This is a genomic window from Bacillus massilinigeriensis, assembly GCF_900111815.1.
Classification (GTDB): Bacteria; Bacillota; Bacilli; order Bacillales; family Cytobacillaceae; genus Mesobacillus_C; species Mesobacillus_C mediterraneensis.
Genome location: NZ_LT630004.1, coordinates 1,633,081 through 1,658,471, shown reverse-complemented (window position 1 = coordinate 1,658,471; position 25,391 = coordinate 1,633,081). Strand labels below are relative to the sequence as shown.

Here is a 25,391-nt window from a genome sequence, read left to right as displayed (position 1 = left end):
CAGATGGAACGGACATATTTAATTAAGCCACAGCTTGATGAAGAGTATCCAATTGCTGTCTATGGAAAAGGTGTTTATTTATTTGATTCATCTGGAAAACGCTATTTAGATGCTGCATCAGGTGCGGTAACTGCCAACATTGGACATGGGGTGGAGGAGATTGCTGCTGCCATGCAAGCTCAAGCAGAAAAAGTATCTTTTGTGTACAGGGCGCAGTTCTCAAGTGCCCCTGCAGAGAAGCTTGCAAAAAAAATTGCCCATTTGGCACCAGGAGACTTGAATTGGAGCTTTTTTGTCAACAGTGGCTCTGAAGCTACGGAAACAAGCATGAAAATCGCCATCCAGTATTGGCAAGAAAAAGGAATGCCAACCAAAAATCGAATTCTTTCAAGATGGGTAAGCTATCACGGCATTACAATGGGAGCGCTATCGATGTCTGGCCACCCATCTCGCCGTGCAAGATTCACTTCACTGCTGCAGGATTTCCCTGATGTGCCTCCACCGTATTGCTATCGTTGTCCTATGGGGCTGGATTCTGGAAGTTGTGGAAATAAATGTGCAAAAGAACTGGATATGGTAATCAGAAGGATTGGCGCAGAACACATTGCTGCTTTTATTGCTGAGCCGCTTGTTGGAGCTGCAGGTGGCTCGTTGACTCCTCCAGAAGGCTATTATGAAGAAATTAAGGAGATTTGTGAGCACCATAATATACTTTTTATTGCGGACGAAGTAATGACTGGCTTCGGACGGACAGGAAAAATGTTTGGAATCGAGCATTGGGGAGTGATTCCAGATATTATGGCCGTTGGAAAAGGGATGGGAGCGGGATATGCCCCAATTGCCGCTGCACTTGTCAGTGAAAAGGTAATGGAGCCTATTCTTCAAGGGTCAAAATCAATTATGAGCGGACACACTTTAAGTGCCAACCCCCAATCATGTGCAGCATCTCTCGCTGTATTAACATATTTGGAGCAAAAGAAAATTGTAGAAGATGTGGATGCAAAAGGGAAGTACTTGAAAGATAAGCTGCTTGTAATGAAAGTAGAATTTCCCTTCATTGGTGATGTGCGCGGAAAAGGTTTGTTGATAGGTTTAGAGTTTGTTGAGGATTCTGCTTCCAAAAAGTCTTTCTCAAAGAGCCTAAATATAACGGCTTTCATTGTGAAGAAAGCGCGAGATTACGGCTTACTTGTTTATCCAGCTGGAGCCGGGATGGACGGTTCAAGCGGAGATGCAGTTATCATTGCACCGCCATTGACGGTGAAGAGGGAAGAGTTAGATGAAGTTATCGAGCTGTTCCGCAAGGTAATGAAGGATGTAGACTTGGAAATCAAAAGTTTAGTAAGGGGGTGAACGAGAGGTGGATAATCCTTTCGGGAAATTAATTAAAAGAGAGAAGGTAATTGATTTCTTCCGTAACGGCATGACGTTAATGTACGGGGGTTTTGGTGGAGTAGGGACTCCACCGGGGTTGGTTGATTCCCTGTTAGCCTCAAATGTAAACAATCTCACATTAATAGGCAATGATGCTGGTTTTCCTGAGATAGGAATTGGGAAAGTCGTTAGCCGTGGATTTGTAAGAAAGCTGGTTGCTTCGCATATTGGTTCAAACCCTGTTGCAGGAAAGTTGATGAATCAAGGCCTCCTTGAAGTGGAGTTTTCCCCACAAGGTACTTTAGCCGAGCGGATTAGGGCAGGAGGAATGGGGCTTGGTGCGATTCTTACAGATGTCGGTCTGCACAATGCAATTGTTGCGGAAGGAAAAGAAAGAATGGAGCTAAATGGGCGGGAGTACCTTGTGGAGCCTGCTCTGACAGCGGATGTTTCCATTGTGTATGCAAAGAAGGCAGATCCGTTCGGCAACCTTGTGTTCGATAAGAGTGCTAGGAATACAAATCCGCTTGTGGCCGCCGCAGGAGAAGTAACGATTGCAGAGGCAGAAGAAATCGTTCCGCTTGGTGACTTGGACCCTGAAGAGGTTGTGACGCCAGGTGTATTCGTTAATTATATTGTTCCTTCGATTGGGGTGAATTGGAAATGGGCATGGCAATAGAAGCGAGGCAAAGGATGGCAAAGAGAGCTGCAGCTGAGATTACCGAAGGGATGGTAGTTAATCTTGGAATAGGTATTCCTTCGCTCGTTCCAGACCATCTTGAACCAGGAATAAGGGTTATGTTTCAGGCTGAAAATGGAATTGTCGGAATGGGAGGAACGCCACCAAAAGGGATGGAAGATGAAAATCTATGCAATGCGGGCGGGTTTCCTGTTGAAACTGTACCGGGCACTTCTTATTTTGACAGCGCTTTAGCCTTTGGGATGATTAGAAAAGGTTTGATTGATCTGTCTATTTTAGGCTCGCTTCAAGTAAGTCGAAGCGGCGATCTTGCCAATTGGATCATTCCTGGAAAAAAAGTTCCAGGAATGGGTGGAGCAATGGAATTAGCAGGAAAAGCGAAGAAACTGATTGTTCTTATGAACCACATAGACAGGGACGGAAACCCAAAGATTTTAGAGAAATGCTCCTTGCCGATCACAGCTGCAGGATGTGTCAATATGGTTATTACTGATAGGGCCGTTTTTTCGCTAATGGAGAATGAGTTGCTCTTAACAGAGGTATTTCCTCCATTTTCACTAGATGATATAAGGAACAGCACTGGATGCTGCTTTGTCACCAGCAAAGAGTGTAAAGGGTTATAAAAATAGGAGTTGGAAAGGAGAACACGCTTGAAAAAACAAGAAAATACTTTAAGAGAATATATTCGTTGTAATAAAGAAACCGGAATTCGGTTTTTACAAAGGCTTGTTCAGCAAGGAAGTGTGAGAGGCGAGGAAAGCGGAGCGCAGGCCATCATTATTGAAAAATGCCGAGAATTAGGAATGGAGCTAGATATATGGGAGATTGGCGATGATAAACTGCGCTCCCATCCTGCGTTTTGTTCTGACCGAAAGGAATTCACAGGAAATCCTAATGTTGTCGGCCTTCTCAAAGGGAGAGGTGGCGGACGGTCCATTATTTTAAACGGGCATATTGACGTTGTTCCAGTGGGGGATGAAGGTTCATGGGAGAATGATCCATTCAGCGGTCTGGTGTTGGACGGGAAGCTGTACGGACGTGGTTCAACAGATATGAAAGGAGGGACCGCAGCTCTTTTGATTGCCATCGAGGCTATTGTAAAAACAGGGATCACACTTAAGGGAGATATTATTTTCCAAAGTGTCATTGAGGAAGAAAGCGGGGGTACAGGGACGCTTGCCGCCATTTTACGGGGATATCAGGCGGATGCAGCAATTATTCCCGAACCTACTAACATGAAATTTTTTCCCAAACAGCAAGGTTCTGTGTGGTTCAGATTAAAGGTGAAGGGATTGCAAGCGCATGGAGGAACTCGGTACGAGGGGATTAGCGCTATTGATAAAGCAATGGTTGCAATTGAAAAATTGAAGGAGCTTGAAAAGACGCGTAATGAAAAAATTGCCGATCCGCTTTTTTCTGATATACCCATTCCTATTCCAATCAATATTGGAAAAATAAGTAGTGGAGAATGGCCTTCTTCCGTTCCGGATCTTGCGATTATTGAAGGAAGATTGGGGGTGGCACCAGAGGAAACCATGGAAAATGCCATGTTGGAATTAGAAGGAGCAATGGCGGATCTGGCCAAAACGGATGAATGGTTTTTGGAACACCCACCTGAAGTGGAATGGTTCGGTGCCAGATGGCTCCCTGGGAGTATTGAAGCAGAACATGAGTTGGTAAGAACTGCTTATAATAGTTTTGTAAAAGTGATGCGAGAAAAACCAAAAATCGAGGCTTCTCCATGGGCAACAGACGGCGGGTTCCTTGATAAGATTGGGAAAACCCCTGTTTTGGTGTTTGGGCCGGGAACAACGAGCCTTGCGCATGAAGCAAATGAACATATTGAAATCGCAAGGGTGTTTGAAACAGCAGAAATTCTTGCGCTTGCTTTGCTAGATTGGTGCGAAATCGTGCAGTAAACCATTTTTTTACTATGAGGAAGGACCTGTCGAATACGGCTGGTCTTTTTTTAAAAAGGGGGAATACGAATGATGGAAAGCAAGACTTATCGTATAGAAAAAAAGGATTACTTTGTGACAGTTTGTGTTGATCAGTATAATAATAGAATCCGAGTGGAAGATTATTACGGTAATATAAATGGGATAGTAGAGGAAATGGAAAAAATCGCAAGAGAACATGTAGCGGAAAAATTGATTTTTAAAGCTCGCAAAGAGCATTACATCGCTCTTATTGAACAAGGTTTTCGATTTGAAGCGATGATAGATGGTTTTTTTCATGGGTCAGACTGCCTGTTTTTCTCCAAGTTTTACACTGCAGGAAGGAAAATCAACGCTTACTGGGTTACTGAGGATGAAATCTTATCAAAGGTTTCGGAGCTAGACAGCGGGGTTCCACAAATTTCTCCCCCTCCGGAGTATAACATAGTTAGATTAGTTGAAAATGATGCAACCGAGTTGGCAAACCTTTATGGACAGGTGTTTGAAATTTATCCTACCAATCTGAATGATCCTGAATATATCAGAAAAACGATGAGAGAAGGTACAGTCTATTACGGTTTCCGCCATCATGGCAAGGTTATCAGTGCAGCATCCGCAGAAATAGACGCAATCTACCGGAACGCGGAACTGACAGACTGTGCAACTCTTCAGGAACACAGGAAATACGGACTGATGAAATTCCTTTTAGTAAAATTGGAAGATCGTCTCAAGGGGATGGGTATATATTGTACTTATTCCATGGCTCGGGCCCTGTCATTCGGAATGAATGCAGCCCTCCACCAACTTGGCTATCGTTATCGGGGGAGGATGCTAAACAACTGCTATATTTACGATAAAATTGAGAACATGAACATGTGGGTCAAAGATTTATCGGTAGTGCCAAATATTCGGCAAACAACTGACAACTTTTAGGCATCCCTGCATATAGTTTATTAGGCAGGTGAAACGAGTGGAAATTGCTGAAAAGATTTCCGTTGAAGTGTTGGAAGCTATTTTAGGAAGCGTCGATGAAGCGATTCATGTTGTGGATACAAAAGGAATCACGATTTATTATAACAAAGTGGCCGCCCTTCATGATGGGCTTAAAGTGAAGGAAGTACTGGGAAAGCCGTTGCTTCGCGCCTTTCCCTCCTTAAGTGAAAAAACGAGTACTCTGTTGACAGTATTGAAAACAAAGCAGCCTATTTACAATAAATCACAGAATTTTTTAAATTTGTATGGCAAAAAAATTGAAACGGTAAATTCGACCCTGCCACTTCATATGGGAGACAAATTAATAGGGGCAGTAGAGATTGCCAAAGATTATTCCCGCCTCAAACAGCTTTCTGAGCAGCTCGTTGATCTAAAGAATAGCATAGGGAATCCCGTCAGTAAAAAAGCACATGCAAAAGGAAAATATACTTTTGAAGACTTGCTAACAAAAAACATGGATTTTATCGAAACGAAAAAGAGAGCGGAAAAGCTTGCAAAATCCTCTTCCCCAGTACTTATATACGGAGAAAGCGGAACAGGGAAAGAGCTTTTCGTTCATGCAATCCATAATGCATCTTTAAGATATGAAAGCCCTCTGGTAGCGCAGAATTGTGCGGCTATCCCTGAGTCACTGCTTGAGAGTATCTTATTTGGTACATGCAAAGGCAGTTATACGGGCGCTGTTGACAGGCCGGGTCTGTTTGAACTCGCAGACGGTGGAACGCTTTTTCTTGATGAACTTCATGCTATGCCAGCAGAACTCCAAGCAAAGCTGTTAAGGGTGCTCGAAGACGGTTCCGTTAGGCGGGTTGGTGCCACCTCTGTCAAAACAGTTGATGTACGAATTATTGCAGCTTTGAATGTGCATCCAAGAAAAGCGCTAGAAGAGAAAAAAATACGTGAGGATATTTTTTACCGGCTGAATGTACTTTCCTTTGAATTGATTCCACTCAGAAATAGAAGGGAGGATATTTTATTTTTAGCCGAAGCCTTCATTGATTCTTTTAACCGCAAGCTTAGGATGAATGTTTTGGAATTAGACGGTTCGGTACAATCCGCATTTTATGCACATAAATGGCCAGGGAATGTCAGGGAATTGAAGCACACCATTGAGTATATGATGAATGTATGCGAAGGTCCTACTTTGTCTAGTGTACATCTCCCGCCATTTCTGAAAGGGAATGACCGCTCTCGTGGAAAAATCAAACCAGGTTTGTCATTGAGGGATAACCTTAAACAAGTTGAACAGCAGTTAATCCTGGAGGCGATGGAAAAGAGCAAAGGAAATATGAAAAAAGCCGCTGAACTACTCCAGATACCAAGACAAACTCTTCAATATAAACTAAAGAAACAATAGCCTGCCAATTATTCGGCATTTTTTGAAAAATTTTTCACTTATTAATGAACTGCAAGGGGATAAAAGTACATTTTCGGCTGTTTAACACGTTGGCACGGTTCTTGCAAGTTGTTTTAATAACAATGAGCAGAGGAGCGATGAAATGAAACAAACTCTATATAAGCCATCTAGACACTGGAAAGATATTGAACTTTGGAAAGATGTGACAGCGGAACAGTGGAATGACTGGGTGTGGCAGTTAACGAATACTGTACGAACGCTGGAGGATCTTAAAAAAGTAATTAATTTGACTCCTGAAGAGGAAGAAGGCGTTAGAATCTCTACAAAAACAATTCCTCTTAATATTACGCCTTACTATGCCTCTTTAATGAACCCAGATGATTCAAGATGTCCTATTCGAATGCAGTCCGTTCCAATTGGCAAAGAAATATATAAAACAAGATATGATCTAGAAGATCCGCTTCATGAGGACGAGGACTCTCCTGTGCCAGGTCTGACGCACAGGTATCCAGACCGGGTTTTATTTCTTGTAACGAATCAATGCTCCATGTATTGCCGGTATTGTACAAGAAGGAGATTTTCGGGACAAATTGGCATGGGGGTACCGAAAAAACAGCTGGATGCGGCGATAGACTATATTCGTAAAACGGAAGAAGTCCGAGACGTTCTTATCTCAGGTGGTGATGGTTTATTAATCAACGATAATATCCTTGAGTATATTTTAAAGAGCCTTCGTGAAATTGATCATGTGGAAATCATCCGAATTGGAACAAGGGCGCCAGTAGTTTTTCCGCAAAGGATAACAGAAAACTTGTGCAACATTATGAAAAAGTATCATCCAGTTTGGCTCAATACCCATTTCAATACATCGATTGAGATAACAGAGGAATCAAAACTTGCTTGCGAAATGCTGGCAAATTCCGGTGTTCCTGTTGGCAACCAGTCTGTCATCCTAGCAGGAATCAATGATAGTGTCCCGATTATGAAAAAGCTGATGCATGATTTGGTGAAAATACGGGTTCGACCTTATTATATTTACCAGTGTGATCTTTCCGAAGGGATTGGTCATTTCCGAGCTCCGGTTTCTAAAGGACTTGAAATTATTGAAGGTCTAAGAGGCCACACTTCTGGATATGCAGTTCCGACGTTTGTTGTCGATGCTCCGGGAGGCGGAGGAAAAATATCCTTACAGCCTAATTACCTTATTTCTCAAAGTCCAAATAAAGTGGTGCTTCGTAACTTTGAAGGGGTCATTACTTCCTATCCGGAGCCAGAAAACTATGTTCCTGGAAAGGCAGAAGGATATTTCAAAGGGATTTACCCTAATTATGAGAATAAAAAATCGGATGTAGGTATAGCAGCAGTCATGAACGATTCAAAATTTAACCTTGTTCCGGAAGATCTTCAACGACTGGATCGAAGGCAGCACTATGAGGTAGACCCTTCCCATGCATCCTTGAAAGACAAGCGGGAGAAAAGAGATGAACTAAAAGAAAAGAAGTTTCAGGCGCAGTTAAAAAAACAGAAAACCCATAATAGTGTACCGGCCGCAGGTCCGGTCTCAAATGAATAGGGGGCTGCAAATGAGCCACATTTGTGAATGGTGCGGTCGTAAAGCAGATGAAACCCGAAATACAGTCTTTTGGGAGCTTCCAGATGGTTCTCGTGCAATTGCGATTAATGAGACTCCTGCTATTACATGCTCAGACTGTGGAATGACATATCAGACAGAGGAAATCATAAAGGAAATTGAAGACCAGTTATTTCTTGTTGATACGAGTAAAATAGATAAAGTAATAAAGTTTGAGGACCTAATGGCAATTCCAAGATTGCTAAAAAGAAACTACTTCGACTTTTCCTCTTAAGGGTGAACAGGCGTCAGGTTAATATCTGACGCTTTTTATGCTCCTTAAATTTCCATTGGATTACTTGATGTCTAATGGTATGATAAATAAACAAGTTAGTCACCTACTTACTGATAAAAAAAGTGTTGACAACTTGCTTTGAAAATTGTAAGATATAAAAGTCGCTTATATTAAAACAGCATAATTGCTCTTTGAAAACTAAACAAACAAGCGTCAACAAACAATAATATGATGGTCACTGACCATCAGCCAACGTTTTATTTGATGAGCTTATCACTCACTCTTTTATGGAGAGTTTGATCCTGGCTCAGGACGAACGCTGGCGGCGTGCCTAATACATGCAAGTCGAGCGGACAGAAGGGAGCTTGCTCCCGGAAGTCAGCGGCGGACGGGTGAGTAACACGTGGGCAACCTGCCTGTAAGACTGGGATAACTTCGGGAAACCGGAGCTAATACCGGATAATCCTTTCCTTCACATGAAGGGAAGCTGAAAGACGGTTTCTGCTGTCACTTACAGATGGGCCCGCGGCGCATTAGCTAGTTGGTGAGGTAACGGCTCACCAAGGCAACGATGCGTAGCCGACCTGAGAGGGTGATCGGCCACACTGGGACTGAGACACGGCCCAGACTCCTACGGGAGGCAGCAGTAGGGAATCTTCCGCAATGGACGAAAGTCTGACGGAGCAACGCCGCGTGAGCGAAGAAGGCCTTCGGGTCGTAAAGCTCTGTTGTCAGGGAAGAACAAGTATCGGAGTAACTGCCGGTACCTTGACGGTACCTGACCAGAAAGCCACGGCTAACTACGTGCCAGCAGCCGCGGTAATACGTAGGTGGCAAGCGTTGTCCGGAATTATTGGGCGTAAAGCGCGCGCAGGCGGTCCTTTAAGTCTGATGTGAAAGCCCACGGCTCAACCGTGGAGGGTCATTGGAAACTGGGGGACTTGAGTGCAGAAGAGGAGAGTGGAATTCCACGTGTAGCGGTGAAATGCGTAGAGATGTGGAGGAACACCAGTGGCGAAGGCGACTCTCTGGTCTGTAACTGACGCTGAGGCGCGAAAGCGTGGGGAGCGAACAGGATTAGATACCCTGGTAGTCCACGCCGTAAACGATGAGTGCTAAGTGTTAGGGGGTTTCCGCCCCTTAGTGCTGCAGCAAACGCATTAAGCACTCCGCCTGGGGAGTACGGCCGCAAGGCTGAAACTCAAAGGAATTGACGGGGGCCCGCACAAGCGGTGGAGCATGTGGTTTAATTCGAAGCAACGCGAAGAACCTTACCAGGTCTTGACATCCTCTGACAATCCTGGAGACAGGACGTTCCCCTTCGGGGGACAGAGTGACAGGTGGTGCATGGTTGTCGTCAGCTCGTGTCGTGAGATGTTGGGTTAAGTCCCGCAACGAGCGCAACCCTTGATCTTAGTTGCCAGCATTCAGTTGGGCACTCTAAGGTGACTGCCGGTGACAAACCGGAGGAAGGTGGGGATGACGTCAAATCATCATGCCCCTTATGACCTGGGCTACACACGTGCTACAATGGATAGAACAAAGGGCAGCGAAGCCGCGAGGTGAAGCCAATCCCATAAATCTATTCTCAGTTCGGATTGCAGGCTGCAACTCGCCTGCATGAAGCCGGAATCGCTAGTAATCGCGGATCAGCATGCCGCGGTGAATACGTTCCCGGGCCTTGTACACACCGCCCGTCACACCACGAGAGTTTGTAACACCCGAAGTCGGTGGGGTAACCTTTTGGAGCCAGCCGCCTAAGGTGGGACAGATGATTGGGGTGAAGTCGTAACAAGGTAGCCGTATCGGAAGGTGCGGCTGGATCACCTCCTTTNTGGCATACTCATTCTTCTTTACCTTCTGAAACATACATTATCCAGTTTTGAGGGAACAAACCTCAAACCAAATAGTCTGGCGGCGATGGCGAGAAGGTCACACCCGTTCCCATACCGAACACGGAAGTTAAGCTTCTCAGCGCCGATGGTAGTTGGGGGTTTCCCCCTGTGAGAGTAGGACGCTGCCAGGCAATCAAAGAACAGCTCAGTCGGGCTGTTCTTTTTTGTGTTTGAGATCACGATGATTTGTTCCTGTTTTCCCATAAGCAGCTCGCAACCCATCAGTTAGTCCTGAATCATTAGAACAACAAACAGCAAGCGACACTTTTAATCACCCCGATACCGGAAAAAGTCGCAGGAACAGCGTTTGGTTGATTTATCGCAAAAGTTGGTTGATTTCTTCCGCAACATGAGCGATTTCTCGTCAAAGTTGGTTGATTCTGCGCATAACTTGAGTGATAATCTTCCCGATGTAGTTGATTCCGCCCCCCCATGCCGCCTGTTCGCCCTAAAAAGAGTAACTGCAAGCGGCATTTTTAAGCAACCCCATACCGAAAAAAGGCGCAGAAACGCCGTTTGGTTGATTTATCGCAGAAGTTGATTGATTTCTTTCGCGAGATGAGCGATTTCTCCTCAAAGTTGGTTGATTCTGCGCTCAACTTGAGTGATAACTCTTCCAATGTGAGTGATTCCGCCCCCCAGGCCACCCGCTCGCCCTAAAAAGAGTACCTGCAAGCGACTTTTTTAATCACCCCGATGCCGGAAAAAGGCGCAGGAACGCCGTTTGGTTGATTTATTGAAGAAGTTGGTTGATTTCTTCGCAAGATGAACGATTTCTACACAAAGTTGGTTGATAACTCTTCCAATAATCATGCACATTCTTAGACATTTGAATCTGATTTTTGTAGACTCGAGGCAAATTATTGGGTATAGTAAAGCCATTATGGGTTTTAAGAGAGGCAAGAATTATGCAAAAGAGCTTTTATCATTTTTTGATGAAGTATAGACATCCGAACCCGAAGGATACAATCAGCAGGTTTGCGAATGATGCGTATCGGGATCACAGTTTTCCCAAGCTGTCTACTGATTATGATGATTTAAGTTCCTATCTTGAACTGAATGGTCATTATTTAACGAGTATGACGGTCTTTGATTCAGCATGGGAACAGTACTTACAGTGGGAAGGATAGGGGAAACCCTATCTTTTTTTGCTTTAAATAGGTGTCTGCTCAATTAATACACTTACGGTGTCGGTTTCATTGCAGGAGCATATACTGATGGTAATCAACTTCACGGCTCATCATTGAGGGGATGGAGGAAATGGAAAAAAAGAAGGAACCGAAATATAAAATCGGTGATACAGTCGTGATCACAATCTATGGTACTGTGGGTAAAGTGACAAATGTTAAGTGGCTTGACGGACTATATTTCTATGAAATTAACAGAAGCGACGGACTTTATTTAGAATCAAGCATAGAACTTCTCTCGGAATATGAAGGAAAGCTTATAGAGAAAGAACACATTGACATAGAATACAGATTTTTTTTCGGAGACCTAGTTAAAGTAAAAGGGTATGGAGCAGATTTGTTCAAGATTGTTGGGTTTCGGACAGAGATTTGGCGATATAAAGAAGATGCTTGGGAAGACGTTATTTACGAGCTATCTCGTTTAAAGGATGGGGAATGGCTGGAAGCTGGAGAAGAGGAGCTGATCCTTTTTGCAGAAGCGCAAAATGCAGAAGCAGCCATCAAAAAAATGGGTTCGGTGTCAAAGTCCGCACAACCGGCACTACCCTCTCCTGAAAAGGAAAGAAAGCTACTACACCATGCAGCTGAGAGGTTGGCACATTTGAAAGCAAGTGAAAAAAGTTTAATCATTGACAGCCTTTTGGACATTTATAACGATTACCTTATATTGTATAAATGGTTTGGCGATGATGAATATGAGGATGTGCTCGATTATATTTTGCTTGAGCTTTCTAGTTTGATAAATATGGGAAATGAGTGGTAAGATTATAAACTTCTCGCAAACAAGAAAGCAATCCAAAGGAAATATGGAAAAAAGACCATGATGATGGAGGAGAATAAAACCTTTGTAATTTTACCTATAGTGCTGACAGTGATTCCTTCAGGATTATTGACATCGTTGGAGAAAAGTGTGATTGCACGTTTTATCATTTTCTTTTGTCATCTCCTTCATCGTTTTACTGATAAATCTATGTTTGTCCATAAGGAAACATGCTACTTCCTAAAGGTTTTTAGAAATAACATAGACATGAAGTAAGCGGGTAATTCATACATTCGTACAAAGGGGGCGATTCTTTGAAAGAAATTGAGGTTTTTATCGATACGGAGGAAATTGCTGATTTTTTCTTTCAGGAGCTTTTGAACAGGGGATACGTTCCCACTGAGGAAGAAATCGAGGAAATGGCAGATATCACATTTGAATATCTAGTGAAAAAGTGTATCATTGATGAAGATCCTGAAGAGATTTGACGGAAGGCGGGCTAATTAACGGCCCGCCTTTTTGCATCCTTTCTATCATTATAAATAGAGTGTATAACGTCGTTGTGGTCAAAGGCATTCATGCATCGTGTAGAGATAATTTATTTATCAAAACGCAGCTCCTGATGAAACCTATAGAAGAAAAAAACGTATATAGACTATAAAACATGTAGGAGAGTGAAAAGGTGATTAAAAAAATTTTAAAATCCCTAATGAAAAACTCAATGGGTAAGCACCGCTATTCTTCTGATGATAAATATAGGAGACATAGTTCCTATGGGCACCAGTATTATAAGCGAAAACGGAAAAGCAGGAGTTTCTTCTCAAGCAGAAGCAGCTTTTTCAGCAGCTGATATTCTCTATGTTAAAGTCGCTTATTCATATCATTTCAAATCTTGCCGAGAAGAAATATCAACCTGGGGACCTTATTGATGATAAATATATCGTCAGCAAATATCTTGGATCGGGAAGTTATGGAAATAGCTATCTTGTAAAGGAAAAAGGTAAGAGTAAAGCAGCAGTTTTAAAAACTCTCCGTCTTCATAAACGTCTTTCTCATAAGGGGAGAAAACAGTTTTTACAGGAATCGGCATTTTTATCAAAGCTGCATCATTCGTCATTCCCCACTTTCTATGCTATGGGGGTAGACAATAAGCTACCGTATTTCGTCATGGAGTACATAAAGGGAAAAAACTTTGAAGAGATTATTTTTTGTGAAGGAGAACGGTTTAGCGAGAAAGAATCCTTTCTAATAGCAAGTGAACTCCTTGATCATATTGGCTATTTGCATGATAAGAAAATCGTTCATAGGGATATAAGGATACCGAATATTATGGTGGAAGAAGGCAGAGTCAGGATTATTGACTTCGGACTTGCTAAGCAATTGCCTTCCGAAGACACTCCCTTCAATTTAAACGATCCTAATCCCTACAAAGAGTTGTCTGTCAGAAGTGATTTCTATGGGATAGGCCATTTTCTTCTTTTTCTATTGTACTCATCGTATGATCTTGAGATTTTTGATCGTAAGGAAAAAGGATGGCAGGAAGAGTTAGATATCTTGGATGACTCTAAGAAGGTAATCCGAAGGCTTCTTCAGCTAGACAAACCTTATCACCATTGGAAAGAAATAAAGGAAGATTTTGATTTTATCGTTATTCAATTTAAGGAGGAAATAAAAAATGTCATTATTCAATAAAATATTTGCAAGCATTGGGATTGGTTCTGCTCAAGTGGATACGAAGCTCGAGAAAGATACCTTTTCACCTGGACAAGAAGTGAATGGAATTGTTGAAATTAAAGGAGGAAATATAGAGCAGAAGGTAGACGATATTTACCTATCCCTGCATACTACTTATGTTAAAGAAGCCGATGACAAAAAATATACAAGCACCGGCATGATTGAACGTTTTAGAATCTCCGAAACATTTGTCATCTCTCCAGATGAAAGAAAAGAGATTCCTTTTACTTTCGTCCTTCCTGGAGACACACCAATTTCTGCAGGTAAGACGAAAATATGGGTTGCCACAGGACTCGATATAAAAAATGCTGTAGATCCTGGTGATAAGGACTACATCAAAGTACTGCCAACCGAATTAATGGCTGCGGTATTTAAAACAGTTGACAAATTAGGCTTTCGCCTGAGAGAATCCGAATGTGAGCAAGCTCCCTATCATTTGCGAAGAAGACTTCCGTTTATCCAGGAATTTGAATTTGTTCCGGTATCGGGGCCGTTCCGTGGAAGGCTAGATGAGCTAGAATTGGTTTTTTTCCCGGTAACATCTACACAAATGGAGCTTCATATGCAAGTTGACAGAAGGGCGCGAGGACTTGGTGGCTTTCTATCTGAAGCACTGGAAATGGATGAAACAAACATTAGATTGAGCATCACTAATTCGGATATCCCTACGATGGATAGCAAACTTAAATCATTCATCGATAGATACTGTTAAATACATTACAAGCAGCGGCAAAGTTTCCGTTGCTTTTTTGTTGGCATAATATTGAATCTTCAACAAATAATTTTCCCATAGAGGGGAATTATGTTATAGTACTTACGAAAAACAGTTTTAAAATAAAGGAGGAAGCACAGTGAGCGTACATATTAATGCACAGGAACATGAAATTGCTGATACAGTGCTATTACCCGGAGACCCGCTTCGTGCGAAGTATATTGCAGAAACTTTCCTGGAGGATGCTAAGCTGTACAACGAAGTTAGGAGCATGTTTGGCTATACAGGAACATATAAAGGAAAGAAAATTTCCGTACAAGGAACAGGAATGGGTATTCCTTCTATTTCTATTTACATTAACGAGTTGATGAGCAGCTATAATGTGCAAAACCTTATCCGTGTTGGCACTTGCGGAGCCATCCAAAAGGATGTTAAAGTAAGGGACGTCATCTTGGCAATGTCATCATCAACAGATTCCCAAATGAATCGTCTGACTTTTGGTGGAGTTGATTATGCGCCAACAGCCGATTTTAATCTTCTCTTGAAAGCCTACAATGCCGGATTGCAAAAAGGGCTTCATTTGAAAGCAGGAAATGTTTTTACCGCTGATCAATTTTATAATGATAACAGCGAGCTGGAAAAGTGGGCAAAATATAATATTCTAGCTATTGAGATGGAAACTACAGCTCTTTATACGCTTGCAGCAAAATTTGATCGAAAAGCGCTCTCGATTCTGACTGTTAGCGACCATATCCTTACAGGGGAAGAAACAACTGCGGAAGAAAGACAAACAACATTTAACGATATGATTGAAGTTGCGCTTGAAGCGGTTTTATAATATCCGACAGGAACCTGGCTATTTTTGCAGGTTCCTGTTTTTTTTGGAAAAATTCAATTTTTGTGTCGAAACATGAAGCATGCTAAAATAGATATTGTATTTTTAAACATAGAAATCAATCAGATAGGTGGATAAAATGAGAAAAGTAATCATCATGCTTGCGACAGCAGCATTATTGGCTAGCGGCTGTTCTGCGCCTGATTTCTTCAAGGATAGTAGAAATCATTCGAAGGAGAAGGAGAAGCCACAGAGCAGCAAAACCCCATGGAAAGACTCTCCAACATTGGAAGCCGCATATTTTAATGATATTAAAGTAGTAGATGGAAAAAAGATTATTAATAATCCTTATAATGAACTAGCATTGGTTAATAAAGAATATGGATTACCTTCTAGTTATACACCTGATGACCTTGTGAGAGCGAATGTATCTTACTCCTTTGGTGAAGAGAAGCTAGAGAAGGCTTTATTGAGGGAGGATGCTGCAAAGGCATTAGAAATTATGTTTAGTGAGGCGAGAAAACAAGGGGTAGAATTATTTGCTGTTTCTGGATACCGATCTTATGATAGGCAAACCGCTGTGTTTGACGCAGAGGTTCAGCGTGTTGGCAAAGAAAAGGCAGCAGAAGCGGTTGCATTTCCAGGAAATAGTGAGCATCAGACAGGACTAGCTATGGACATCTCTGGAAATAGTGTAGGTTTAAACCTGACAGAAGAACTCGGAAATGCTAAAGAAGGAGTTTGGCTTGCAGATAATGCATATCGATTCGGATACATCTTAAGGTACCCTAGAGGGAAGGAAGATATCACAGGATACCAATATGAACCATGGCATTTTCGATTCGTGGGAAAGAATGCAGCAGAAACGATTTACAAGAATAAGTGGACGCTCGAAGAGTATTTTGAAACGGTGAAGAAAATATAGTGTGTAGCGCTGGCAGTTAAGCTAGCGCTTATTTTTCTTGAAAAAGGGTATCCAATCTTTATCAAGTAGAACAAGGGAGAGACTTTATGAAAACTCAATTATTTAAAATTGCAGGTATGTCATGTAATCAGTGTGAGATCAACTTAGAAAGTGCTTTAATGGAAAAGGATGGTGTAGTTTCTGTTACGGTTTCATTTAAGGAATGCACCGTTTTAGTACAGTACGATTCTAAGAGAGTATCCACAGATGCGTTGAAAGAAGCTATCATATCAGAAGGCTTTCATATTATTTGAGTGCTAAGGGGCAGCAATAAAGCTGTCCCTTACTCTTAAAATCGGGTAGATACTGTATGGATTTCCCTGTCCTTTTTGTATTAAAAATGGTATTCTATTCAATAAGGATTTTTAATGAATGCAATTGTTTTGAAAGTGGTGAACCAATGGACCAAGATAAAAGGAACAATGAAGAAATGGCTGCTAGAGAAAATCACCTTAATAAAGGAGAGCCTGGCCATCATAAACATGGATTTATCCGGATTAAAAAGTTTCACTTTACAATGCTTCTATTCCTGATTGTTTTCTTAACTGCAGGAATTACAACCTTTGCACTGGCATTTGGCAATGATGAAAAACCTGCTGTTAAAGTGATTAGAGAACGAGAAGAATTCCAAAAGCTATATGAAGCTTATGATACTTTAAGAGCAGACTACTATACAAAAGTAGACGAAAAAAAGCTCATTAATGGAGCAATCAATGGTATGGTTGATTCGTTGGGTGACCCTTATTCCGACTATATGAACCAAGAGGATGCGAAAAATTTCAATCAGAGTATCTCTTCCTCTTTCGAAGGAATTGGAACAGAGATACAAGAAAAAGACGGGCATATTGTTATTGTTTCTCCAATCAAGGGGTCTCCCGCAGAAAAGGCAGGCCTTAAACCTGAAGACAAAATTCTCTCGGTTGATGGGAAGCCGCTGCAAGGAATGAGCTCATCTGAGGCAGTAGCGCTAATTCGCGGAGAAAAAGGAACAAAAGTTAAATTATCCATTCAGCGACCAGGAATAGAGGAGCCATTAAATATTTCAATTGTTCGTGATACTATTCCGATAGAAACTGTTTATGGAGAAATGTTGAAAGATGGAATCGCAAAAGTTCAAATCACAAACTTTTCAGAACATACTTCAAAGGAACTGACAGAAGTTCTGGAGAATTTAGAAGGAAAGGGAATGAAAGGTCTTATTCTTGATGTCCGTCAAAACCCAGGTGGCCTCCTTGATCAAGCCATCGATATATCCGGCAGGTTCGTACCTGCAGGAAAAGTACTGTTTAAAGTGCAGGACCGAAAGGGAAATGTTCAGGAATATAAATCAAAAGGAAACGGCAACAAGGATATACCACTTGTAGTTGTCATTGATAAGGGAAGTGCAAGCGCGTCTGAAATACTTGCAGGAGCTGTAAGTGAATCTGCGGATGTTCCTTTAGTTGGGGAAAAGACATTTGGAAAAGGAACTGTTCAAAGGGCAGAAGGCTTTAAGGATGGTTCTAACCTGAAGTTTACAACTAAAAAATGGTTAACGCCAAATGGTAATTGGATACACAAAAAAGGTATTAAACCGACATTTGAGGTTACACTACCAGAATATGCTTCGCTCCCATTCATTAATCCAGATACAGAACTTAAGGAGTCTTCTGCTTCAGAATCTGTAAAGGTAGCACAGAAAATGCTCAACGTTTTAGGGTATACAACAGGGAGAGAAGATGGTTACTTTGACGGGAAAACCAAACAGGCTGTAATCCGCTTCCAACAGGATAATCAACTTGACCAAACTGGTATTCTCTCAGGCAGTACAACTGTGAAATTGATGGGTGCTTTGCAAGAAAAACTAAAAAAAGAGGATCCGCAAATCGAAAAAGCGACAGAGATCCTAAAGAAAGAATTAGATTAATAAGAAAAGCTCTCCATAAACGGAGGGCTTTTTACGGTAAAAATAGGATTGGGAAAGGAGAGATGAGAATGAACAAAACAGAGGTATTCATACTTTCAGGTTTTCTTGGCACGGGAAAGACAACACTGCTAAAAAAAATGCTATCAAGGGAACGGGAAGAAGGCAGAAAAGTTGCCGTACTCATGAATGAACTTGGTGAAATTTCTATTGATTCAGATGAAGTGGACGAAGGCATCCCTTTAAAAGAACTTCTTGGGGGCTGTGTTTGTTGTACACTGCAGGACAAGCTAGAAGCACAAATACAAGAACTTCTCGTCCTTCATAAACCAGATGCAATCTATATTGAAACCACTGGTGCCGCACACCCTGTGGAGGTACTGGACGCTGTTTGCTCCCCGCTATGTAGTCAATCATTGAAAGTGAAAGGGATATTAACAACGGTGGATGGAACTTTGTGGATGGGAAGAGGCGCATTACCACCACAAATTCAACAGCTCATAGTGGAACAAGTGAAGTTTTCGGATTTATTAATTGTTAATAAGACGGATCTTCTAACTGAATCGGAGGCAGGAAAACTTTGTATGGAGCTTCAAAGCTTAAATCATTCAGCTGAAATTATTTTAACTCAATTTTCAAAGATACCTGTCAAAAAGTATCATGAACTAGTGCTTCATGACAAGTCAGGGGCTGATACTGCTCACGTAAAGTCTAGGCTCGGTCTCGGTACGTTCGTATTTACTTTTAAAGACAGAATTAATAAAAGGTCATTTGAAGAATTCCTTATGAATTTGCCCGAAGGTATTTTTAGGATTAAAGGCTATTTACACTTTGATCATTGTGATTTTCCTGATTTGTTTCAGTATTCTTATGGAACAACCTTGTTTATGAGAGAGTATATGAAACTTCCGCTAAATTTAGTATTCATTGGCTTTGATATTGATTGGTCGTGTATTAAGGCGAAGCTTGAAAGGTTAGAATCCTAAACTATCTTACTAATAATTTAGTGTTATAGATGGAGAACCGGCAAGCTTAAATCGGTTCTTTTATTTTTGGCGCATAGCATCATACTTGTTTTCAATGCGAAAACTTTTTCTTGGCTATCATGTGGAAGGGGAGAAAGCTGATAAGGAGGATATTTGCTTTGTGCGTAACAGCATATATGAGAATGTAAGGAGAGGCTTGAAGCCGCGATCCCAAGCCTTTCCTTTTCTTATTTCTCACCGAACTTTGCAAAGGTTCGTTCTTCTTCAATTAATCCGCAGACACCACATTGGATTTTTACTTCAGGTCCTTTGTAAGTAAAATGTAATGGACTAAGTTGTTCTGTGGTGTACTCTTCCATGACTGTCCCAGTTTCGGGATCAAGCTTGACAGCACGTGGTACTTGTTTAATGATGTTGAATCTGCTTCTGTTTGTCCTGCAATTCGGACATCTATAGGGAACACCCATCCACAAAATACCTCCTTATTTACAAACATAGGAGTATTCTTTGCTATTGTCAGCAATTTTATGACAAAATAACAACAGGAATTAAAGGGGGTAGTCATTTTGGAAAAACTGGAATATCAGCGGTTATTGGATATATATCGTAAATTATGGAATAGCAGATCATTGATTTGTTGTGATGATGAAGAACATACCCTCAAGGAAGCGATTCTGCGCGAACTTAAGGATGAAAATACCCATCCAAGAGTAAGGCAGACAATGCAAGAAAAATTTTATCAAGCGGTAAAACGATTATTAGATTCACCTCTCAAGGAAAAGGATAAAATTCAGCTTATTAGCGTATATGTAGAAATTGCTGAAAAACTGAAACAGTAATAAAGAATTTCCTTTGCTTATAGTTTTCATATTTTCATCATAATTAAAGTTTATAATAAAATGGGGTATATGGGGATAAAAGGGGAAATAAGATGAAACCTTTATTGACACTCGTCATTTTAATACTGACAGTTCTGACAGGGGGGTGTTCATCCAGGGATTTTGCTTCCGTGAAGTATAGTTCCTCTGTCATTTCAACAGTTAATATAAAAGATATGACTGTGACATTTATCGATGTAAATAAGGGGAAGAAAATTGCAGACTGGAAAGTAGATAAACCTTACAATGGCGGAATTTTCCTTCCTGATGGAGATACTTTGCTGCTCTATGGAAAATCACTAAAAGAGGTAGACTTATTTTCCCTTAAAAAGGGGAAAAAAATACAAAGCTGGAATACTGGTAAGGGCTTTGTAGATGCATTGTTAATAGATGGAAAAAAAGGAATCGTCTTTTCGAACGATTCCAATAATAGTCTTGATTTCTATACGTATAAGGGTAAAAAAGAGAAGTCGATAACATTGTCTGCTTCGCCGTTTACATTACTTCAATCTAAGGATGGAAGTAAACTGTTTACGATTAGCTTCCATGGAAGCATGCTTCACATCATCAATCTTCAACAGGGAGAGTATATTAAATCTGTACCAATACATTCCGCTGCGGCTGGTGCAATATTAAACGAAGAAAAAAACGAAATATGGATAGGTGGTCATGGAGAAGGATCCATTATGGAAAAAACAATCCATGTGTACAAAATTGATAGCGGAGAATTGACAAGACAAATTAATGCCCCTGAAATGCCAGTGAACTTCTCATATTTTTCGCATCACTTCTTTGTATTAAGCCATGGATCAAGTATGCTGTACAAATTCAATGGAAATGGGAAGCGATTGGGTTCTTTAAGGATTGGAGCCAACCCATTTGAAGTGGAGACAGTGGGAGATATGCTCGTAGTGGCAGGGTATGATAGCGATGATGTTTACCTCGTTGACCCAGAGGGACTTGAAATTTATAAGAGAATAAAAGTGGGGAAAGGCCCATTTCAAATAATCAAAGGAGAGAATATGCCGTGAGTACATTCCATGTGCTAATCATTGACGACGAGGAGGATATGAGGCACCTGCTAGAAATGTATCTTGAGAATTCAGGATTCAAATGCTATCAGGCAGAAAGCGGAGCGGAGGCCTATAAAATTATCCACGATAATATAATCGACCTTATCATTCTTGATATAATGATGCCCTATGAGGATGGCTATGCTGTATGTGAAAAAATTCGTTCCTTCTCTCAAGTACCAATCATTTTCCTTTCTGCAAAAGGAGAGGAATGGGATAAAGTAAAGGGCTTGCAGTTAGGCGGTGATGACTACATAGTAAAACCATTCAGTCCAGGAGAACTTGTCGCAAGAATTTCAGCGGTCTTAAGGAGAGCTATGCCTGTTAAGCTGGAAGAAGAAGTCATGAAGGTCGGAAAAATCACTATCGAAAAGAAAGCACGAAGGGTATTAGTGGAAGGGGAAGTGATTCCACTGACGCTTAAGGAGTTTGAACTTTTGAATTTTTTCGTTGATCATCAATCTCAGGCGCTTAGCAGAGAGCAGCTTTTAGAACACGTTTGGGGAATGGACTATCATGGAAGTCTGAGAACAGTTGATACTCATATTAAGACATTAAGGATGAAGCTTGGTACAGGCGATTATATCCAGACGATTTGGGGAGTTGGCTATAAATTTGAGGTGCAGGGAACATGAGGTTTCTTGCCAACAGCCTCTTTAAAAAGCTGTGGCTAACCATTACAGCTTCCATTTTAATTACGATTTTTTATTCCTTTCTTTTATCTTATCTCTTTTATGAGAAGCTCTATGTAGATCAGGAAGAAAGAGCATTATTAGAGGAAGGGAATCGGCTTGCAGCAGACTATCAGGGTGGTGCTTTAACAAAGGAATTAAAAGACCGAATCTTTTGGTACAACAAAAAGTCGGAATCTGAAGTCTTTATTGTAAACAACCCTAGAGAATTGAGTGCTTGCCTTCCCTTTGACATAGATTATCAGACGCTAGTAGGTCCAAAAGAAAGAGAGAAGCTTCTCTCTGGAAAATCTGTAACAAAGAAGGGGTTCGAGGAGAGATTTGATAGAGAAATTGTCGCTGTTATTATTCCGTTGCTGGATAAGGATAGGTTAGAAGGAATTATTTACCTTTATGTACCCCTTGCAAGAATTTCAGAGCTTACTTACGACTTCTCTTTCTTATGGTTGCTTGGTGGAGCTTCTTTTATCATTATTGCTGTTTTCCTGGGATTCAAAATGACGGAGAAATTGACAAAGCCATTAGTGGATATGAAAAGGGCAGCAGAACATGTTTCACAAGGGGATTATTCGGCTAGAGTGAAAATATATTCAAATGATGAAGTGGGTCGACTTTCGGAAGCCTTTAATGCAATGGCACGGTCAATCGAAGAAGAGGATGAGAGAAAGCGTGACTTCCTTGCAGATGTATCACATGAACTTAGGACTCCTATTAGCTATATAAAAGGTTATAGTGAGGCATTAGTTTCAGAAATTATAAAGCCTGAAGCAGAACAGAAAAAATATTTGGGACTCATCAATCGAGAGGCCACCCGTATGGTGAAACTTGTCGCTGATTTGCTCGACCTCTCTAAAATGGACGGGGGACAATATACTCTTGAAAAACATCCTTTCCCTTTGGCTCAATTAATGGAAGATTTCTCGCAAAAGTATTTACCATTGATGGAGGAAAAGCAAATTTCTTTCCAGAAGGTGTTAGATCCTGATATCATTGTAAATGGTGATGATGCAAGAATTGAACAGATTCTCCAAAATATCATGGACAATGCGGTTCGTTATACTGATGTAGGAGGATCCATTAATTTATCTTTAACGAAGCACCCTTATGGGTGTTTATTGCAGGTTGCGGATACCGGAATTGGTATCCCTCCTGGGCATTTAAATAAGATAACAAGGCGCTTTTATCGCGTTAATAAAGCAAGATCAAGAGCTGATGGAGGAACCGGACTTGGTTTGTATATTACGGAGAAACTTGTTCGTCTTCATGGTGGCAAAATGGAAATAGAAAGCACGGTAGGGGAAGGGACGATCATCAGAGTGATCTTCCCGGTTATTTAGTGTGAAGGAACGACGGAGGGGAAATAATGAGAAAAACGATGATTATCTGCTTAATTGCGCTAGGTTTCGTCTTAAGCAGTTGCAGTGGTGAAAAAGCAAAAGACAAGAGTGAAGAGGTTCCACAATTTCTAGATGTACAGCTGGCTGTTACACCAGATTCTCCTCAGCCAGGTGAAGAAGTGAATTTTGAAGCAACTGTCACTTATGGAGATAAAAAAGTGGAGAATCCAGAAGACATTCAATTCGAAATTTGGCGCTCTCAAGATGACAGTCATGAAAAGCTTACTCCCAAGAATAATGGAAAAGGTAAGTTCACTTTAACAAAAACCTTTAAAGAAGAGGGAACTTATTATGTCATTTCTCATGTAACTGCCATGGACATGCATAATATGCCGAAGAAGGAATTTGTCATCGGAAAGCCAAGTGAACCAGAGAAATCCAATAAAAATATGGATTCTAACAGTAATAAGATGGAACATGATAGCACAAAACATGAACATTAATGGGAAAAGCTCCGTTTTTCGGAGCTTTTTCTACACTGGATAACCTCTAATATGGTTTTGCCTCATTTTGCTGATGAAGATTGAGGGTAATTGGTACTGCCTCCTCTTCGGGTAAAATAGGTAGCAGGACAGTTAGCAGCCCGTTTTGAATGTTTGTTTCAATACTCTGCCTGTGTACTTTATAAGGAAGTCGGATAATCCGTTCAAATTCCTTGTCAGGCCGTTCTTTTAAATAGTATTTAATTGTCGGTTTAAGCGTTGCATAATGTCCTTTTAGAATGAGACTTTTTCCCTGAAGAATGATTTGAATATTTTCTACCTGTATTCCAGGCAATTCAGCTTGAACATAAAGATATCCGTTAGATTCATAAAGATCGCAATGCGGAAAGCGATCTTGTGGTTGATTGGAATGAGCGGATGTATTCGAACGATTGTTTTGCTGCTGCAAAACCTCTTTCCAGAAGCTTTCAGTGGCATACTGCTTTGTTAGATCCAGCCAATTTTTCAGTTTTTCTACTTCCACGTTTTAACCCCCTTTTGGAATGCTTTATCTATCATTCTTCACATCCACCTCGGAAAATTGCATATCCACTGCCTTAGGTATCCGGATTTCTAGTACACCATCCTTATGCACAGCTGATGCTCCTTTTTTTTTAACAAGGGAAGGAAGAGTAATGCTTAATTTCTCTCCTATTTGAGGAAGGTTCTCTATTATGGCCTTATTAGATGTATGAAATATTTTCATGTCCTTTAGGCTATTTTCGTGTTCTAAATTCAATCGGATATACACGTAATCATGCGTTTCAAATACGGAAGCTCCCTTGTGCTGAGTGTCACCCCGACTGTTTTGTTGAAGGGGTTGAACAGCTTTCATCCATTCGTTTGGGTTCATTACGCCTTCCATATTCTCATTAAACATTTTACCGAATAAATCCTGAATATATTTCTCGACATCACCAGATTTCATGTTACCGAACAATTTTTGCATGTCTTTATTGTTTGGGAGCATGCTCCAAGGAAACATAGCTTTCTTCCTCTCCTTTCATAAATGGAGCATCAAAGCTGTGTAGTGACAGGCATGGAAGGGTTAAAAATTTGATCTTGGTCGCTTACATCAGGGTCTCCGAATGCATTGGCAGAGCAAGCAAAAGCAGGTGAAAAGTCTCCAAAAGCAGCATTGGTTCCTATTAATTTAGAGTTCGATGTATGACTGTTATGAACGGTCGGACCAATATCAATATTGGCATTATTATTCATTCCATTTGATTTAAAGTTAAACAAATTTATTTGTATAGGCATTACCATCACAAACTTTCCTAAAATTGAATGGAGTTAACGTTAGACGGATCTGCAATGTCACCCTGGTCATTCAAATCCGGATCAATGAAAACATTTTCCATTGCAGCTGTCGGAGGGGCATAATCACCGTACGAAGCATTTTGACCCTGTGACTTTGTATTAGCGGTAGGTGAATTATGGAGCGAATCCCCGATATTCAGTGATCCATTATTAGAAATGTTGTTGATTTTGAGGCTATAAATATTGATGACCGTATGCATCCTCTCACTCCCTCAACCATTGATGTATTATACTATGCAGCTTTATGCCCAAATGTTAAGTAATTTTCCTGCTTCTTTGCTGACTGTTATGATTTGCATATGCATGATGTTCTTATTACTATTAAGTTAGTATTAATATTAATAGGA

General features: G+C 41.0%; 29 protein-coding genes and 2 rRNA genes. 25 read left to right on the top strand and 6 right to left on the bottom strand.

Going from position 1 to position 25,391, the window contains the following annotated elements; genetic code table 11:
• Positions 1-3: 3 nt before the first annotated feature.
• The 12 genes from BQ5796_RS08665 to BQ5796_RS08610 all read left to right on the top strand — a co-directional run bounded on the left by BQ5796_RS08665 (position 4) and on the right by BQ5796_RS08610 (position 12,071).
• Entirely contained in the window at positions 4-1,353 is a 1,350-nt protein-coding gene (locus BQ5796_RS08665) for an aspartate aminotransferase family protein (RefSeq protein WP_071459869.1), read from the top strand.
• A 7-nt stretch (positions 1,354-1,360) separates the two neighbouring features.
• Complete coding sequence (locus BQ5796_RS08660; protein WP_071459868.1) at positions 1,361-2,053, top strand: CoA transferase subunit A; 693 nt, start codon at positions 1,361-1,363, stop codon at positions 2,051-2,053.
• Positions 2,038-2,697 carry a 3-oxoacid CoA-transferase subunit B gene (locus BQ5796_RS08655; RefSeq protein WP_071459867.1) on the top strand — a complete coding sequence of 220 codons (660 nt, stop codon included), beginning with the start codon at positions 2,038-2,040 and terminating at the stop codon, positions 2,695-2,697. Before BQ5796_RS08660 ends, BQ5796_RS08655 begins: the two co-directional genes overlap by 16 nt.
• 27 nt (positions 2,698-2,724) lie before the next feature.
• Entirely contained in the window at positions 2,725-3,993 is a 1,269-nt protein-coding gene (locus tag BQ5796_RS08650) for a peptidase (RefSeq protein ID WP_071459866.1), read from the top strand.
• Positions 3,994-4,062: 69 nt separating this feature from the next.
• On the top strand, positions 4,063-4,944 hold the full coding sequence (gene ablB / locus BQ5796_RS08645; RefSeq protein WP_346190286.1) for a putative beta-lysine N-acetyltransferase: 882 nt from the start codon (positions 4,063-4,065) through the stop codon (positions 4,942-4,944).
• A gap of 37 nt (positions 4,945-4,981) precedes the next feature.
• Positions 4,982-6,361, top strand: coding sequence for a sigma-54 interaction domain-containing protein (locus BQ5796_RS08640; RefSeq protein ID WP_097677989.1), 1,380 nt, complete (start codon positions 4,982-4,984; stop codon positions 6,359-6,361).
• Positions 6,362-6,503: 142 nt separating this feature from the next.
• Positions 6,504-7,934 (top strand): lysine 2,3-aminomutase, encoded by a 1,431-nt coding sequence (gene kamA, locus BQ5796_RS08635; protein ID WP_071459865.1) that lies wholly within the window; start codon positions 6,504-6,506, stop codon positions 7,932-7,934.
• 10 nt (positions 7,935-7,944) lie between these two features.
• Complete coding sequence (locus tag BQ5796_RS08630) at positions 7,945-8,226, top strand: YokU family protein (protein ID WP_071459864.1); 282 nt, start codon at positions 7,945-7,947, stop codon at positions 8,224-8,226.
• A gap of 284 nt (positions 8,227-8,510) precedes the next feature.
• Positions 8,511-10,060: ribosomal RNA gene (locus tag BQ5796_RS08625) — 16S ribosomal RNA — on the top strand.
• Between the two features lie 76 nt (positions 10,061-10,136).
• A 5S ribosomal RNA gene (gene rrf / locus BQ5796_RS08620) occupies positions 10,137-10,252 on the top strand.
• A gap of 777 nt (positions 10,253-11,029) precedes the next feature.
• A complete protein-coding gene (locus BQ5796_RS08615) occupies positions 11,030-11,251 on the top strand; it encodes a YozE family protein (RefSeq protein WP_071459863.1) in 222 nt (73 codons plus the stop codon).
• Between the two features lie 130 nt (positions 11,252-11,381).
• Positions 11,382-12,071, top strand: a complete 690-nt coding sequence (locus BQ5796_RS08610) for a hypothetical protein (protein WP_071459862.1) — start codon at positions 11,382-11,384, stop codon at positions 12,069-12,071.
• 2 nt (positions 12,072-12,073) lie between these two features.
• Here BQ5796_RS08610 and BQ5796_RS18120 read toward each other — a convergent pair whose 3' ends face one another.
• Positions 12,074-12,238, bottom strand: coding sequence for a hypothetical protein (locus BQ5796_RS18120; protein ID WP_159430993.1), 165 nt, complete (start codon positions 12,236-12,238; stop codon positions 12,074-12,076).
• A 144-nt stretch (positions 12,239-12,382) separates the two neighbouring features.
• On the opposite strand from BQ5796_RS18120, the gene BQ5796_RS08605 reads away from it, so the two are divergent.
• The 8 genes from BQ5796_RS08605 (at position 12,383) to BQ5796_RS08570 (ending at position 19,202) form a co-directional block, all read left to right on the top strand.
• The gene (locus tag BQ5796_RS08605; protein WP_071459861.1) at positions 12,383-12,556 is read left to right on the top strand and encodes a YozD family protein; all 174 of its coding nucleotides are present in this window, start codon (positions 12,383-12,385) and stop codon (positions 12,554-12,556) included.
• Positions 12,557-12,926: 370 nt separating this feature from the next.
• Positions 12,927-13,760, top strand: a complete 834-nt coding sequence (locus BQ5796_RS17370; protein WP_074033939.1) for a serine/threonine protein kinase — start codon at positions 12,927-12,929, stop codon at positions 13,758-13,760.
• Positions 13,744-14,514, top strand: coding sequence for a sporulation protein (locus BQ5796_RS08595; protein ID WP_071459859.1), 771 nt, complete (start codon positions 13,744-13,746; stop codon positions 14,512-14,514). The genes BQ5796_RS17370 and BQ5796_RS08595 overlap by 17 nt, the downstream gene beginning before the upstream one ends.
• A 139-nt stretch (positions 14,515-14,653) precedes the next feature.
• Positions 14,654-15,352 (top strand): purine-nucleoside phosphorylase, encoded by a 699-nt coding sequence (gene deoD / locus BQ5796_RS08590; protein WP_071459858.1) that lies wholly within the window; start codon positions 14,654-14,656, stop codon positions 15,350-15,352.
• A 136-nt stretch (positions 15,353-15,488) separates the two neighbouring features.
• Positions 15,489-16,274, top strand: coding sequence for a M15 family metallopeptidase (locus BQ5796_RS08585; protein ID WP_071459857.1), 786 nt, complete (start codon positions 15,489-15,491; stop codon positions 16,272-16,274).
• Positions 16,275-16,360: 86 nt separating this feature from the next.
• Positions 16,361-16,567 (top strand): heavy-metal-associated domain-containing protein, encoded by a 207-nt coding sequence (locus tag BQ5796_RS08580; protein ID WP_071459856.1) that lies wholly within the window; start codon positions 16,361-16,363, stop codon positions 16,565-16,567.
• 146 nt (positions 16,568-16,713) lie between these two features.
• Positions 16,714-18,219 carry a lmo1851 family serine protease gene (locus BQ5796_RS08575; protein WP_083413168.1) on the top strand — a complete coding sequence of 502 codons (1,506 nt, stop codon included), beginning with the start codon at positions 16,714-16,716 and terminating at the stop codon, positions 18,217-18,219.
• A gap of 68 nt (positions 18,220-18,287) precedes the next feature.
• The gene (locus tag BQ5796_RS08570; RefSeq protein WP_071459855.1) at positions 18,288-19,202 is read left to right on the top strand and encodes a CobW family GTP-binding protein; all 915 of its coding nucleotides are present in this window, start codon (positions 18,288-18,290) and stop codon (positions 19,200-19,202) included.
• Between the two features lie 227 nt (positions 19,203-19,429).
• Here BQ5796_RS08570 and BQ5796_RS08565 read toward each other — a convergent pair whose 3' ends face one another.
• Entirely contained in the window at positions 19,430-19,669 is a 240-nt protein-coding gene (locus tag BQ5796_RS08565) for a DNA alkylation repair protein (protein WP_071459854.1), read from the bottom strand.
• Positions 19,670-19,768: 99 nt separating this feature from the next.
• On the opposite strand from BQ5796_RS08565, the gene BQ5796_RS08560 reads away from it, so the two are divergent.
• The 5 genes from BQ5796_RS08560 (at position 19,769) to BQ5796_RS08540 (ending at position 23,685) form a co-directional block, all read left to right on the top strand.
• Positions 19,769-20,041 carry a hypothetical protein gene (locus BQ5796_RS08560; protein ID WP_234969325.1) on the top strand — a complete coding sequence of 91 codons (273 nt, stop codon included), beginning with the start codon at positions 19,769-19,771 and terminating at the stop codon, positions 20,039-20,041.
• A 92-nt stretch (positions 20,042-20,133) separates the two neighbouring features.
• A complete protein-coding gene (locus BQ5796_RS08555; RefSeq protein WP_071459853.1) occupies positions 20,134-21,111 on the top strand; it encodes a YncE family protein in 978 nt (325 codons plus the stop codon).
• On the top strand, positions 21,108-21,788 hold the full coding sequence (locus tag BQ5796_RS08550) for a response regulator transcription factor (protein ID WP_071459852.1): 681 nt from the start codon (positions 21,108-21,110) through the stop codon (positions 21,786-21,788). The genes BQ5796_RS08555 and BQ5796_RS08550 overlap by 4 nt, the downstream gene beginning before the upstream one ends.
• The gene (locus BQ5796_RS08545) at positions 21,785-23,182 is read left to right on the top strand and encodes a sensor histidine kinase (RefSeq protein ID WP_071459851.1); all 1,398 of its coding nucleotides are present in this window, start codon (positions 21,785-21,787) and stop codon (positions 23,180-23,182) included. The genes BQ5796_RS08550 and BQ5796_RS08545 overlap by 4 nt, the downstream gene beginning before the upstream one ends.
• Before the next feature lie 26 nt (positions 23,183-23,208).
• The gene (locus tag BQ5796_RS08540; RefSeq protein WP_071459850.1) at positions 23,209-23,685 is read left to right on the top strand and encodes a FixH family protein; all 477 of its coding nucleotides are present in this window, start codon (positions 23,209-23,211) and stop codon (positions 23,683-23,685) included.
• A gap of 46 nt (positions 23,686-23,731) precedes the next feature.
• Here the strand turns inward: BQ5796_RS08540 and BQ5796_RS08535 are convergent, their stop codons facing one another.
• From BQ5796_RS08535 to BQ5796_RS08520, 4 genes are read right to left on the bottom strand one after another with little or no spacing between them, the layout of a single operon-like run.
• On the bottom strand, positions 23,732-24,208 hold the full coding sequence (locus BQ5796_RS08535) for an Hsp20/alpha crystallin family protein (protein WP_071459849.1): 477 nt from the start codon (positions 24,206-24,208) through the stop codon (positions 23,732-23,734).
• A 24-nt stretch (positions 24,209-24,232) separates the two neighbouring features.
• A complete protein-coding gene (locus BQ5796_RS08530; protein WP_071459848.1) occupies positions 24,233-24,709 on the bottom strand; it encodes an Hsp20/alpha crystallin family protein in 477 nt (158 codons plus the stop codon).
• Between the two features lie 32 nt (positions 24,710-24,741).
• Complete coding sequence (locus BQ5796_RS08525) at positions 24,742-24,984, bottom strand: spore germination protein (RefSeq protein WP_071461216.1); 243 nt, start codon at positions 24,982-24,984, stop codon at positions 24,742-24,744.
• A gap of 17 nt (positions 24,985-25,001) precedes the next feature.
• Positions 25,002-25,244 (bottom strand): spore germination protein, encoded by a 243-nt coding sequence (locus BQ5796_RS08520; RefSeq protein ID WP_071459847.1) that lies wholly within the window; start codon positions 25,242-25,244, stop codon positions 25,002-25,004.
• Positions 25,245-25,391: the final 147 nt, after the last annotated feature.